The sequence below is a fragment of the Curtobacterium sp. AB7 genome, assembly GCF_044909335.1.
Taxonomy (GTDB): domain Bacteria; phylum Actinomycetota; class Actinomycetes; order Actinomycetales; family Microbacteriaceae; genus Curtobacterium.
This window is the reverse complement of record NZ_JBIYED010000012.1, coordinates 14,353-28,061: the sequence shown is the minus strand read 5'-3', so window position 1 is coordinate 28,061 and position 13,709 is coordinate 14,353. Positions and strand designations below refer to the sequence as shown.

Here is a 13,709-nt window from a genome sequence, read left to right as displayed (position 1 = left end):
GCCGTACCAGTATACCGGCCGCGCGGGGCACGGCCGGTACATGGACGGGAGTGGTGCGGACTACAGCCCGACGCCAGCAGGTGTTGCTACAGCCCGACGTGCTGGCGGAACCGGGCGATCGCCGCGAACTCCTGCACGTCGAGGGATGCGCCGCCGACGAGGGCGCCGTCGATGTCGGGCTCACGGAGGAACCCGGCGATGTTGCCGGACTTGACCGAACCGCCGTACAGGACACGCGTGTCGGCAGCGGCCTGGTCACCCCAGGCAGCAGCGATGCCACGACGGATCGCGGCGCACTCGTCCTGCGCCTGCTCGGCCGTGGCCGCCTGGCCGGAACCGATCGCCCAGACGGGCTCGTAGGCGACGACGATTTCCGACGGCTGCACGGCGTCGAGCACGACGCGGAGCTGCTCGACCGGCACGACGCCGGCGCCGCGCTGTTCGCGCTGCTCACCGGTCTCGCCGATGCAGACGACCGGCACGAGGCCGTGCTTGACGGCCGCGGCGGTCTTCGCCGCGACGACCTCGTCGGTCTCACCGTGCAGCGTGCGCCGCTCGGAGTGTCCGACGATGACGTACTGCGCGTCGAGCGCCGACAGGAACGCGCCGGAGACGTCGCCGGTGTACGCACCGGAGTCGTACTGCGACAGGTCCTGCGCACCGAAGTGGATCGGCAGCTTGTCGGCCGAGATGAGCGTCTGCACACTCCGCAGGTCGGTGAAGGGCGGGAACACCGCGACCTCGACGTCGTCGAAGTCGTGGCGGGCGTCCTTCAGGGTCCACGCGAGCTTCTGGACCGTGGCGATGGCCTGGAGATGGTCCAGGTTCATCTTCCAGTTACCCGCAATGAGCGGCGTACGGGTCATGCGGACCACCCCAGTGCTTCGAGACCGGGAAGCGACTTGCCCTCGAGGAACTCGAGGCTCGCACCGCCACCGGTCGAGATGTGCCCGAACTGGTCGTCCGAGAAGCCGAGCGAGCGGACCGCAGCGGCGGAGTCGCCACCGCCGACCACACCGAGGCCGTCGACCTCGGTCAGGGCCTTGGCGACGGTCTTCGTGCCGGCGGCGAAGGCCGGGAACTCGAACACGCCCATCGGACCGTTCCAGAACACCGTCTTCGAACCGGACACCGCCGACGCGAACCGCGCCGCCGTCTCCGGACCGATGTCGAGGCCGATGCCGTCGGTACCGAACGACGACGACTCGATCGCGTCGGCCGCCACCGTCTCGTGTGCCGCGTCGGCGGAGAACCCGGAGGCCACCACGACGTCGGTCGGCAGGTCGATCGTCACGCCGAGCTCCTTCGCCCGCGAGATGTACTCGCGGACGACGTCGAGCTGGTCGGCTTCGAGCAGGGACTTCGCCACCCCGTGGCCCTGGGCCGCGAGGAAGGTGAAGAGCATGCCGCCGCCGATGCACAGCGTGTCGACCTTCGGCAGGATGTGGTCGATGACGCCGAGCTTGTCGCTGACCTTCGAGCCGCCGAGCACCACCGTGTAGGGGCGCTCGGGGTTCTTCGTCAGGCGCTCCAGCACCCGCAGTTCGGTCTCGATGAGCGAACCGGCTGCGCTGGGCAGCGCAGACGCGAGCTCGTAGACCGATGCCTGCTTGCGGTGCACGACACCGAAGCCGTCGGAGACGAACGCGTCACCGAGTGCCGCGATGCGGTCTGCGAACGCGGAGCGCGAGGCAGCGTCCTTCGCGGTCTCCTCCGGGTTGAAGCGGAGGTTCTCGAGCAGCAGGACGTCACCGTCCTCGAGGGCCTCGGCGGCTGCGGTGGCCTCGTCGCCGACGGTCTCGCCGACGAACGTGACCTCTTTGCCGAGCAGCTCGGAGAGCCGCTGGCCGACCGGCGCGAGCGAGAACTCCGGCTTGGGTTCCCCGTCGGGGCGGCCCAGGTGGGAGATCACGATGACGCGAGCGCCGGCGGTGATGAGGGTGTTGAGGGTCGTCAGCGACGCCCGCACGCGGCCGTCGTCCGTGATGGTGCCGTCCTTGAGCGGGACGTTCAGGTCACAACGGACGACGACGCGCTTGCCGGCGAGGTCGCCGAGGTCCTCGAGGGTGCGGAGGGCCATGTGTTACAGACGCTCGCCGACGTACTCGGTCAGGTCGACGAGACGGTTCGAGTAGCCCCACTCGTTGTCGTACCACGAGGTGATCTTCACGAGACCGCCGATGACCTTGGTCAGGCCGGAGTCGTAGATCGAGGAGTGCGGGTCCGTCGTGATGTCGGTCGACACCAGCGGGTCCTCGCTGTAGAGCAGGATGCCCTTGAGCGGGCCCTCTGCAGCTTCCTTGTACGCGGCGTTGATCTCGTCGACGGTGACCTCGGACTTGGTCTCGAGGGTCAGGTCGGTGATCGAGCCGGTCGGGACCGGGACGCGGAGCGCGAAGCCGTCGAGCTTGCCGGCGAGCTCCGGCATGACCTGGCCGATGGCCTTGGCGGCACCGGTCGAGGTCGGGACGATGTTCAGCGCGGCCGCACGGGCACGACGGGGGTCCTTGTGCGGGCCGTCCTGCAGGTTCTGGTCGGCGGTGTAGGCGTGGATCGTGGTCATGAGGCCACGCTCGATGCCGAACTTGTCGTTGAACACCTTGGCGAGCGGCGCGAGGCTGTTCGTGGTGCAGGACGCGTTCGAGATGATGTTGTGGTTCGCCGGGTCGTACTGGTCTTCGTTCACGCCGAGGACGATGGTGACGTCGTCACCGGTGGCCGGGGCGGAGATGATGACCTTCTTGGCGCCCGCGTCGATGTGCTTCTGCGCATCGGCGGCCTTGGTGAAGAAACCGGTCGACTCGATGACGATGTCGACGCCCAGCTCGCCCCAGGGGAGGTTGGCGGGGTCGCGCTCCGCGAGGACCTTGATGGCCTTGCCGTCGACGACGATGTTGTCGCCGTCGAGCTCGACGGAGACGCCGAGACGACCCGTGATGGAGTCGAACTTCAGCAGGTTCGCCAGAGCGGCGTTGTCGGTGAGGTCGTTCACCGCCACGATCTCGAGGTCGGAGCCCTTCGCGAGGGCGGCCCGGAAGAAGTTGCGGCCGATACGGCCGAAGCCGTTGATACCGATCTTGACGGTCAATGGATCTCCTGGTGGGTGTGGAGCGCCCGAGGGGCGCTGCTTTCGGAGGGCGCTGGCCCTGTCGGGCCCGCGTGTGGTGGACGATACGCCCCGTAACGTCGCCGTAACGACCCTAGCAGTCGGACCCTGCCAGGCCGTGCCGGATGACGGTCCGTCCGGACGGTCCCGCACGGTGTCCTGACGGGCGTCGATGCGGCCCGCGACGTCGGCCACAGAACGGACGGGAGGCGCGGTGCCAGCTGGCACCGCGCCTCCCGTCATGCAGGTCGGACGACCCGTCTCAGACGCCCTCGAGCTCCTCGGGGACGCTCGCTTCCGTGCCGGGGATGCCGAGGTCGGACGCGCGCTTGTCGGCCATCGCGAGGAGTCGGCGGATGCGACCGGCGATGGCGTCCTTCGTCATGGGCGGGTCGGCGTGCTGGCCGAGCTCGTCGAGCGACGCGTCGCGGTGCTGCAGGCGCAGCGCGCCGGCGTACTGCAGGTGGTCGGGGACCTCGTCGCCGAGGATCTCGAGCGCGCGCTCGACGCGGGCGCAGGCGGCGACGGCGGCCTGCGCCGAACGGCGGAGGTTGGCGTCGTCGAAGTTGACGAGGCGGTTCGCGGTCGCACGGACCTCGCGCCGCTGCCGCATCTCCTCCCAGTCGGCGGTGGTGCGGGCCGCACCCATCACCGTGAGCATCTGGCCGATGGCCTCGCCGTCGCGGATGACGACGCGGTGGACGCCCCGGACCTCGCGGCCCTTCGCGGCGACGCCGAGACGCGACGCGGCACCGACGAGGGCCATGGCGGCCTCGTTGCCGGGGCACGTGACCTCGAGCGCTGCGGCCCGGCCCGGGTCGGTCAGCGTGCCGGAGGCGAGGAACGCACCGCGCCAGATCGCGGCGAGGTCCTCTCGGTTGCCCGTGGTGAGCCGGTTCGGCAGCCCGCGGACAGGGCGGCGACGGGCGTCCATCAGACCGGTCTGGCGTGCGAGGGTCTCCCCCGCCTCGAGCACGCGGACCAGATAGCGGGTGCCACGACGGGACGACGCGGACGAGCCCACCGACGCCTCGCTGCGGACGCCGTACAGCTCGGCGAGGTCCTTGCGGACCCGGTGCACGATGATCCGGGTGTCGAGCTCCACCTCGACCGCGATGCGGCCCGAGATGACGTGCAGGCCACCCGCGAACCGGAGGATCGTGGCCAGTTCGGCGGCGCGGACCGTGTTGCGGTTCACGGCGACCCTGGCCAGTTCGTCCTTGACCTCGGCAGTCAACGGCACAGCATCATTCCTAACGTTCATCTGGTGGTCCCGCGATCCCGGCGGCACGTGCGTGGGGAGCGGCCGGAGGGACGGTCACTCCCGGCCGAGATCTCGGTTCTTCACACGCACGGCGACGCCAGGCATCCCGCGGAGGAGGTTCGCCAACTCGGCGACGATGGCGACCGAGCGGTGCTTCCCGCCGGTACAGCCGATGGCGATCGTAGCGTGTCTTTTGTTCTCGCGCTGGTACCCCTCGAGCACCGGCTCGAGCACGGAGACGTACCGATCGACGAACGGACGGGCTCCGGCCTGGGCCAGGACGTAGTCCGAGACGGGCTGGTCGAGGCCCGTGTGGGCCCGGAGTTCCGGGACCCAGTAGGGGTTCGGCAGGAACCGGACGTCGGCCACCATGTCGGCGTCTGCGGGCAGGCCGTACTTGAACCCGAAGCTCATGAGCGTCACCTGAACACCCACGAAGTGATCGTCGGCGAACTGCTCGGTGACGGTGTTCGCGAGCTGGTGGATGTTGAGGTCCGAGGTGTCGATCACCATGTCGGACGCCTCGCGCAGACCGGCCAACCGGGTCCGCTCGCGCGCGATGCCGTCGAGCAGGGTGTCCTCGCCCTGGAGCGGGTGGGGTCGTCGGACCTGCTCGAAGCGCCGCACCAGGACGGCGTCGGTGGCTTCGAGGAACAGCACCCGGACCCGTGCGGACGTGGTCGACCGCACCTGCTCGACCGCGTGCTCCGGATCCGTGAAGAACCGCCCGCCGCGGACGTCGACGACGGTGGCGATCTTCGGGATCTTCTCGCCGGCGCGGTCCGCCAGCTCGGTGAGCGGTGCCAGCATCTGCGTCGGCAGGTTGTCGACGACGTACCAGCCGAGGTCCTCGAGGGCCTTGCCGACCGTCGAACGCCCGGCGCCGGACATGCCGGTGACGATGAGGATGTCGTGCTGCGACGCGTGCGCGGTCGCTGTGGCGCTGTCGGTCATCTGGGAGTGGGCTCCGTCGTGGCGGCCCGGGCGCGTCGCCCGGGGAGGTCTCGGCTGCGGGACCAGGGTATCGCCCGACAGGTGTCGGGAGGCTCGGGATGCGTCACGTGGGCAGCTGCGGACCGTCGAGGGTCACGTCGGGGACCCGCACCGGGCCCCCGGGGAGCGCCGCAGCGTCCGCGGGGTCCGTCGTGTCCGGCTGGTCCGTCTCGGCGTCCGGCGCGCTCGTCGGGCTCGCCGTACTGGTGGCCGGCGCACTCGTCGGGGTCTGCTGCAGCTTCGTGACGACTGCCGCGGCGGTCGCCGGACCGACACCGTTGACCTCGCTGATCTCGTCGGCCGTGGCCTCGCGCAGCCGCGCCACCGAACCGAAGTGCTTCAGCAGTGCGTTGACGCGGGTCGGACCGAGCCCGGGGATCTCGGACAGCCGGGACCGCACGTCGCGCTTGCGCCGGGTGCGCTGGTGGGTGATCGCGAACCGGTGCGCCTCGTCACGGATGCGCTGGATGAGGAAGAGCGCCTCAGAGTTGCGCGGCATGATCACCGGGAAGTCGTCGTCGGGCAGCCAGAGCTCCTCGAGACGCTTCGCGATGCCGACCAACGCGATGTCGTGCACCCCGGCTTCGTCCAGCGCACGCTTGGCGGCCTGCACCTGGGGTTGCCCACCGTCGACGATGAGCAGTTGCGGGCGGTAGGCGAACCGCTTCGAGGGCTTGGAGCCCTCGACCACCTCGGCGCTCGTCACGTCGGGGACGTCTGGCAGGTCGGCGTCCTCGTCGAGTCGCGCCAGACGCCGGGAGAGCACCTGGTACATGCTGTCGGTGTCGTCGGTGGTCTCGGCGATCGTGTAGCGGCGGTACTGGTCCTTGCGGGGCAGGCCGTCCTCGAACACCACCATCGAGGCCACGACGTTGGTCCCCTGCAGGTGCGAGATGTCGTAGCACTCCATGCGGAGCGGGGCCTCGGTCATGCCGAGGGCGTCCTGGATGTCGGCGAGGGCCGCGGAGCGCGTCGTGTAGTCGGCGGACCGCTTCGTCTTGTAGAGCATCAGCGCCTGGGCGGCGTTCTGGGCGGCCGTGCGGGCCAGGCCGGCACGGTCACCGCGCTGCGCCGTGCTGAGCTTCGTGCCGCGGCCGCCCCGTCGTTCGCTGAGCCACTGCTGCAGTGCGTCGGCGTCCTCGGGCAGGGTCGGCACCACGACCTCGCGCGGGGGTTCCTCGGCGACGGCGGCCGGCGTGAGCTCGTTGTCGGCGTAGACGCCCTGCACGATCTGCTCGACCAGGTCACCGGTCGAGATGTCGAGCTCCTTGTCGACGACCCATCCGCGGACACCGCGGATGCGCCCGCCACGGACCGAGAACAGCTGGACGGCGGCGGCGAGCTCGTCCTCGGCGATGCCGAACAGGTCGAGGTCCACCGAGTCGCGGAGCACCACGGCGGACTTCTCGAGCACGGCCTCTAGCGCCTCGACCTGGTCGCGGAACTTCGCGGCCTGTTCGTACTGCATGGCGTCGGCCGAGGCCCCCATGCGCTGGCGCAGCTCGGTGATCACCCGGCGGTCGTAGCTGTTCATGAACCGCACGAACTCCTCGACGAGCGCACGGTGCTCCTCGATGGTGACGCGCTGCGAGCAGGGACCGCCGCACTTGCCGATCTGCCCGGGGAAGCAGGGCTTGCCCGTCTGCATCGCGCGCTTGTACGACGAGTCCGAGCAGGTGCGGATCGGGAACACCTTGATCATCAGGTCGATCGTGTCGTGCACCGCCCAGATCTTCGGGTACGGCCCGAAGTACTTCGCACCCTTGATCTTCCGGTTCCGCGTGACCATCACCCGTGGGGCCTCGTCCGCCATGGTGATCGCCATGTACGGGTACGACTTGTCGTCGCGGAACTTGACGTTGAACGGCGGGTCGAACTCCTTGATCCAGGTGTACTCGAGCTGCAGTGCCTCGATCTCGGAGCCGACCGTCGTCCACTCGACGCTGCGGGCCGTCAGCACCATCCGCCGGGTGCGTTCGTGCAGCGTCGGCAGCGGTGCGAAGTAGTTGCTCAGCCGGGCGCGGAGGTTCTTCGCCTTGCCGACGTAGAGCACCCGGCCGGCCTCGTCACGCCATCGGTAGACGCCCGGGTCGGTCGGGATCTCCCCCGCCTTCGGGCGCCACGGGACGGTGTCCGCCACCTACCGTGCACCCGCCTTCTGCTTGGTCGACTTGCCCGGTCGGCTCGCCGAGCGGGCCTCGACCGCCTGCTGCTTGCCGACCCGGGCGTCCTGCGCGTCGAAGATCTCGCGCAGGAAGACGCCCGTGAAGCTCTCCGGCACGTCCGCGACGTGCTCCGGGGTGCCGGTCGCGAGCACCGTACCGCCGCCGGCACCGCCCTCTGGGCCCATGTCGATGACCCAGTCGGCCGACTTGATCACGTCGAGGTTGTGCTCGATCGTGATGACGGTGTTGCCCTTGTCGACCAGGCTCTGCAGCACCAGGAGGAGCTTGCGGACGTCCTCGAAGTGCAGACCCGTCGTCGGCTCGTCGAGCACGTAGACGGTCCGGCCGTTCGAGCGGCGCTGCAGCTCGGTCGCGAGCTTCACGCGCTGTGCCTCGCCACCGGAGAGCGTGGTCGCGCTCTGGCCGAGACGGACGTACCCGAGACCCACGTCGACGAGGGTCGCCATGTAGCGGTGGATCGCGGAGATCGGCTCGAAGAACTCGGCTGCCTCGCTGATCGGCATGTCCAGGACCTCGGAGATGCTCTTGCCCTTGTAGTGGACCTGGAGCGTCTCGCGGTTGTAGCGCGCACCGCCGCAGACCTCGCACGCGACGTAGACGTCGGGCAGGAAGTTCATCTCGATCTTGATCGTGCCGTCGCCGGAGCAGTTCTCGCACCGGCCACCCTTCACGTTGAAGCTGAACCGACCGGGCTGGTACCCACGGGTCTTCGCCTCGGGTGTCTCGGCGAACAGCTGCCGGATCCGGTCGAACACGCCCGTGTAGGTCGCCGGGTTCGACCGCGGCGTGCGGCCGATCGGTGCCTGGTCGACGTGCACGACCTTGTCGAGCTGGTCGAGCCCCTTGACGCGGGTGTGCTTGCCGGCGATGTGCCGCGCACCGTTGAGCTGGTTCGCGAGCACCTTGTACAGGATGTCGTTGACCAGGGTGGACTTGCCCGACCCGCTCACGCCGGTGACCGCGGTGAACACCCCGAGCGGGAAGTCGGCGTCGATCGTCTTCAGGTTGTTCGCCCGTGCACCCTGCACGCTGATGGTGCGCTTCAGGTTGACCTTGCGGCGCTCGGCGGGGACCTCGATCGCACGACGGCCGGCGAGGTAGTCCCCCGTCACCGACTCGCGGTTCGCGATGATGCCCTCGTACGAGCCCGAGTGCACGACGTTGCCGCCGTTGACGCCGGCCCCGGGGCCGATGTCGACGACCCAGTCGGCGGTGCGGATGGTGTCCTCGTCGTGCTCGACGACGATCAGCGTGTTGCCGAGGTCCTTGAGCTTGACCAGGGTGTCGATGAGACGGCGGTTGTCGCGCTGGTGCAGCCCGATGCTCGGCTCGTCGAGCACGTACAGCACGCCGGTCAGGCCGGAGCCGATCTGCGTCGCGAGACGGATGCGCTGTGCTTCGCCACCAGACAGCCCGCCGGCGCCGCGCGCCAGGGTCAGGTAGTTCAGGCCGACCTCGAGCAGGAACTCGAGGCGCGCCCGGATCTCGCGCAGGACCGCCGCGGCGATGTGCGCTTCGCGGTCGGTGAGCGTCAGGGTGTCCATGAACGCGTACGCGTTGTCGAGGGACATGTCGGTGACGTCGGCGATGCTGCGGCCGTCGACCGTGACCGCCAGGACCTCGGGCTTGAGGCGCGTGCCGTCGCACACCGGGCACGGGACCTCGCGCAGGTAGCCCTGGAAGCGCTGGCGCTGCGAGTCCGACTCGGCCTCGGCGAACTTGCGCTCGATGTAGGGCATCACGCCCTCGAACCCGCTGGTGTAGCGCATCTCGCGGCCGAACCGGTTGCGCCAGGACACCGACACCTGGAAGTCCTTGCCCGTCAGGATCGCGGCCTGCACCGAGGCGTCGAGCTGGCTCCACGGGGTGTCGAGCGTGAACCCGAGGTCCTTGCCGAGGCCGGCGAGGAGCTTCTCGAAGTACGAGTACAGCCCGCTCGCTCCGGTCCAGGGCAGCAGGACGCCGTCGCGCAGTGAGGCATCGGGGTCGCCGAGCACCAGGTCCGGGTCGACCGACATGCGCGTGCCGAGCCCGGAGCACTCCGGGCAGGCGCCGAACGGCGCGTTGAACGAGAACGTGCGGGGCTCGATCTCGGTCAGCGCGAGCGGGTGGTTGTTCGGGCACGACAGGTTCTCGGAGTAGGTGCGCACCGCACCGGGGCCGTCGTGGTCGACCAGGTCGATGCCGACGGTGCCACCGGTCAGGCGCAGTGCCGTCTCGAGCGAGTCGGTGAGCCGACCGAGGATGTCGTCGTTCGACACCAGACGATCGACGATCACCGAGATGTCGTGCTTGACCTGCTTCTTGAGCTTCGGCGGGTCGCTGAGCTGGATGCGCTCACCGTCGACGATCGCGCGGGCGTAGCCGGACGCCGCGAGCTCCTGGAAGAGGTCGACGAACTCGCCCTTCTTCTTGGAGATGACCGGGGCGAGCACCTGGAAGCGCGTGCCGGACTCGAACTCCATGAGCTGGTCGGCGATCTGCTGCACGGTCTGCTTGCTGATGACCTCGCCGCACGTCGGGCAGTGGGGCACCCCGATGCGCGCCCAGAGCAGACGCATGTAGTCGTAGACCTCGGTGATCGTGCCCACCGTCGACCGCGGGTTGCGGTTCGTCGACTTCTGGTCGATCGACACCGCGGGCGACAGCCCTTCGATGAAGTCGACGTCGGGCCGGTCGACCTGGCCGAGGAACTGCCGCGCGTAGGCGGACAGGGACTCGACGTAGCGTCGTTGCCCCTCGGCGAAGATCGTGTCGAAGGCCAGCGACGACTTGCCGGATCCGGACAGGCCGGTGAAGACCACGAGGGAGTCACGGGGGATCTCGAGGTCGACGTTCCGGAGGTTGTGCACCCGGGCCCCGCGGACGCTGAGCGTCGAGGAGCCGGTCGGGACGGTCACGCCGGGGAGGTGGGGGTCGGTCGGCTCGCCGAAGGCGTTCCGGCCCGAGGTCGCGGTGCCGCGGTCAGAGGTGATTGTCATCGCCGTCGATTGTACGAAAGGGGTCCGACATCCGCCCGCGAGTCGGTGGTCAGACGAGTGCGTCGAGAGCGAACGCGGCTCCGGAACGACGTTCGCTGGCCGTCCAGAGACGCGCGGCAGCGGTCCGGTCGTGTGCACGCGGCTCGGCACGGACCACGGCTGCGGGTCCGCGTAGCTGCATCCACCCGGCCGGGCCCCAGTACTCCCCCGAGCGCACGTCCGCGGCGACCGCAGCGTGCACGAGGGGCTCGGCACCGGCGTCCTTGCCCTGGGCGTACAGCCGCTGCGCCGGCCGGGTCCACGCGGGTTCCGGGCGCGACGGTGCGACGTCCGGGCGCTCCGGCGAGAGCGCGTCGAGCGACAACCCGGGGTGCGCGACCACGCTGGCGACGGACGAGCCCGCATCCGCCAACCGCTGGGCGAGTTCGAAGCCGAACAGCATCACCGCGAGCTTGCTGCGGCCGTACTGCCGGTAGCTGGAGTAGTGGCCGACACGGAACGGGTCGCCCGGGTCGAGGCTGGCCCACCGGTGTGCGATCGACCCGAGGTGCACGACGCGACCGCCACGCTGTTCGAGCAGCGGCAGCGTCAGCGCCGTCCAGGCGAAGTGGCCCAGGTGGTTCGTGCCGATCTGCAGCTCGGTGCCCTGTGCGGTGGTGCTCGGGGTCGAGGCCCCGACGACGCCGGCGTTGTTCACGATCGCGTCGACGCCGTCCGGTTCGAGGGCCGCGAGCTCGTCGGCGGCGGCACGGACGGAGTCGAGGTCGGCGAGGTCGAGGTGCACGTGCGCCAACGACGCCCCGTCCACGTGCCGGCGGATGCTCTGCTCCGCCGCAGCGGCGCGACCGCGGTCGCGGGTGGCGAGCACGACCCGGTGCCCCGACGCGGCGAGCTGCTCGGCCGCGTGGTACCCGAGGCCCGCGCTCGCCCCGGTGACGACGACCGTGCGGCGACCGTCAGCTGACATGCCCGGCCGACTCCATCTGCCGCAGTGCCTTCTTCAGGTCCTGCACCTCGTCACGGAGCCGCGCGGCGAGTTCGAACTTCAGCTCCGCCGCGGCCTGCAGCATCTGGTCGTTGAGGTCGCCGATCGTCGCCTCGAGCTGGGTCGCGCCCTCGCCCGCGATGCCGCCGCGCTTCAGGTTCGGCGTCGGCGAGCGGCGGCCGTCGGCGCCGGGACGACCCTGCAGCAGCGCCTTGGTGTCGTCGTTCTCGCGCTGCAGCACCTCGGTGATGTCGGCGATCTTCTTGCGGAGCGGCTGCGGGTCGATGCCGCGCTCCAGGTTGTACGCGACCTGCTTCTCGCGACGACGATCGGTCTCCTCGATCGCGGTCTTCATCGAGTCGGTCATCTTGTCGGCGTACATGAGCACCTGGCCCGACACGTTGCGGGCCGCGCGACCGATCGTCTGGATGAGCGACGTCGACGACCGCAGGAAGCCTTCCTTGTCGGCGTCGAGGATGGCCACCAGGGACACCTCGGGCAGGTCGAGGCCTTCTCGCAGCAGGTTGATGCCGACGAGCACGTCGTAGACGCCCTGTCGCAGTTCGGTCAGGAGCTCGACGCGCTTGAGCGTGTCGACGTCGGAGTGCAGGTACCGCACCCGCACACCCGCGTTGCCGAGGAAGTCGGTCAGTTCTTCCGCCATGCGCTTCGTCAGGGTCGTGACGAGCACGCGCTCGTCCTTGTCGACGCGCTGCTTGATCTCCTCGAGCAGGTCGTCGATCTGGCCGTCGCTCGGCTTCACCACGATCTCGGGGTCGACCAGGCCGGTCGGGCGGATGATCTGCTCGACCACGCTGTCCGTGATGCCGAGCTCGTACCGACCGGGGGTCGCCGACAGGAAGACCTTCTGCCCGACGCGGTCGAGGAACTCCTCGAACCGCAGCGGACGGTTGTCGAGTGCGCTCGGCAGCCGGAACCCGTGGTCGACCAGGGTGCGCTTGCGCGAGGCGTCGCCTTCGTACATCGCGCCGATCTGCGGCACGGTGACGTGCGACTCGTCGATGACGATGAGGAAGTCGTCGGGGAAGTAGTCGATGAGGCAGTGCGGCGCCTCGCCCGCGACGCGGCCGTCCATGTGTCGCGAGTAGTTCTCGATGCCCGAGCAGAAGCCGATCTGCTCCATCATCTCGATGTCGAACGTGGTGCGCATGCGGAGCCGTTGGGCCTCGAGCAGCTTGCCCTGTCCCTCGAGCTCGGCCAGGCGCTCGGCGAGCTCGACCTTGATGTCGGCGATCGCGCGGTGCATGACGTCGGTGTCGGCGACGTAGTGCGACGCCGGGAAGATCGACACGGCAGGCAGGTCGTCGATCACGTTGCCGGTCAGGGGGTGCAGCGAGGAGAGCGCTTCGATCTCGTCCCCGAACATCTCGATCCGGATGGCGTGCTCTTCGTACATCGGGATGATCTCGATGGTGTCGCCGCGCACGCGGAAGGTACCGCGGGCGAAGTCGACGTCGTTGCGCTGGTACTGCATCGAGACGAACTTGCGCACGAGCTGGTCGCGCGAGATCGTCTGCCCGACGTGCAGTGCCACCGAGGCGTTCATGTACTGCTCGGGTGTGCCGAGGCCGTAGATGCAGGACACGGTCGACACCACGACGACGTCGCGCCGGCTGAGCAGCGAGTTGGTCGTCGAGTGCCGGAGCCGCTCGACCTCGGCGTTGACCGAGGAGTCCTTCTCGATGAAGGTGTCCGTCTGCGGGACGTACGCCTCGGGCTGGTAGTAGTCGTAGTAGGACACGAAGTACTCGACCGCGTTGTTCGGCATCAGACTGCGGAACTCGTTCGCCAACTGGGCTGCGAGGGTCTTGTTGTGCGCGAGCACGAGCGTCGGCCGCTGCACCTGCTCGATGAGCCACGCGGTCGTCGCCGACTTGCCCGTACCGGTCGCACCGAGCAGCACGACGTCGGTCTCACCGGCGTTGATGCGCCCGGCGAGCTCGGCGATGGCCGCTGGCTGGTCGCCACTCGGCGTGTACTCGCTGATGACCTCGAACGGACGTACCGCTCGGGTCGGTTCGATCGCAACACCCATGCCGTCAACGGTAGTCGGCACCCCTGACACCGGCGCCCCTGCTCGCCCTGGGCGTATCGTCCTCGCCAAGCAGCCTCCAAGTCCGCTGATAACCAGCGGGCATAGCGTCCGGTCCGTTCAGCAACCCGATCGCTCCGC

At 69.3% G+C, this 13,709-nt stretch carries 9 protein-coding genes; all 9 read right to left on the bottom strand.

From position 1 onward, the window contains the following. Nucleotides 1-86: 86 nt before the first annotated feature. The 9 genes from tpiA to uvrB all read right to left on the bottom strand — a co-directional run bounded on the left by tpiA (nt 87) and on the right by uvrB (nt 13,559). Nucleotides 87-866: a triose-phosphate isomerase gene (tpiA, locus tag ABH929_RS17220; RefSeq protein ID WP_404562096.1), complete on the bottom strand. Its 780-nt coding sequence runs from the start codon at nt 864-866 to the stop codon at nt 87-89. Further along, the gene (locus tag ABH929_RS17215) at nt 863-2,080 is read right to left on the bottom strand and encodes a phosphoglycerate kinase (protein WP_263090846.1); all 1,218 of its coding nucleotides are present in this window, start codon (nt 2,078-2,080) and stop codon (nt 863-865) included. The genes tpiA and ABH929_RS17215 overlap by 4 nt, the downstream gene beginning before the upstream one ends. A 3-nt stretch (nt 2,081-2,083) precedes the next feature. Continuing rightward, entirely contained in the window at nt 2,084-3,088 is a 1,005-nt protein-coding gene (gap, locus tag ABH929_RS17210) for a type I glyceraldehyde-3-phosphate dehydrogenase (RefSeq protein WP_111083958.1), read from the bottom strand. 280 nt (nt 3,089-3,368) lie between these two features. Further along, nucleotides 3,369-4,349, bottom strand: coding sequence for a DNA-binding protein WhiA (gene whiA / locus ABH929_RS17205; protein WP_111083957.1), 981 nt, complete (start codon nt 4,347-4,349; stop codon nt 3,369-3,371). A 75-nt stretch (nt 4,350-4,424) separates the two neighbouring features. After that, nucleotides 4,425-5,324: an RNase adapter RapZ gene (gene rapZ / locus ABH929_RS17200; protein WP_111083956.1), complete on the bottom strand. Its 900-nt coding sequence runs from the start codon at nt 5,322-5,324 to the stop codon at nt 4,425-4,427. Between the two features lie 103 nt (nt 5,325-5,427). Continuing rightward, a complete protein-coding gene (gene uvrC / locus ABH929_RS17195) occupies nt 5,428-7,503 on the bottom strand; it encodes an excinuclease ABC subunit UvrC (protein ID WP_263090843.1) in 2,076 nt (691 codons plus the stop codon). Beyond that, complete coding sequence (uvrA, locus tag ABH929_RS17190; protein ID WP_404562095.1) at nt 7,504-10,530, bottom strand: excinuclease ABC subunit UvrA; 3,027 nt, start codon at nt 10,528-10,530, stop codon at nt 7,504-7,506. It abuts the gene before it with no gap. Between the two features lie 49 nt (nt 10,531-10,579). Then, nucleotides 10,580-11,497 carry an SDR family NAD(P)-dependent oxidoreductase gene (locus ABH929_RS17185; protein ID WP_404562094.1) on the bottom strand — a complete coding sequence of 306 codons (918 nt, stop codon included), beginning with the start codon at nt 11,495-11,497 and terminating at the stop codon, nt 10,580-10,582. Continuing rightward, a complete protein-coding gene (gene uvrB / locus ABH929_RS17180; protein ID WP_308202609.1) occupies nt 11,487-13,559 on the bottom strand; it encodes an excinuclease ABC subunit UvrB in 2,073 nt (690 codons plus the stop codon). The genes ABH929_RS17185 and uvrB overlap by 11 nt, the downstream gene beginning before the upstream one ends. Between the last annotated feature and the right edge of the window lie 150 nt (nt 13,560-13,709).

Bases quoted from the DNA above. Each gene is read 5' to 3' on its own strand.
- ABH929_RS17185 (WP_404562094.1), bottom strand. From the start codon at position 11,497: ATGTCAGCTGACGGTCGCCGCACGGTCGTCGTCACCGGGGCGAGCGCG.
- uvrA (WP_404562095.1), bottom strand. From the start codon at position 10,530: ATGACAATCACCTCTGACCGCGGCACCGCGACCTCGGGCCGGAACGCC.
- ABH929_RS17215 (WP_263090846.1), bottom strand. From the start codon at position 2,080: ATGGCCCTCCGCACCCTCGAGGACCTCGGCGACCTCGCCGGCAAGCGC.
- rapZ (WP_111083956.1), bottom strand. From the start codon at position 5,324: ATGACCGACAGCGCCACAGCGACCGCGCACGCGTCGCAGCACGACATC.
- tpiA (WP_404562096.1), bottom strand. From the start codon at position 866: ATGACCCGTACGCCGCTCATTGCGGGTAACTGGAAGATGAACCTGGAC.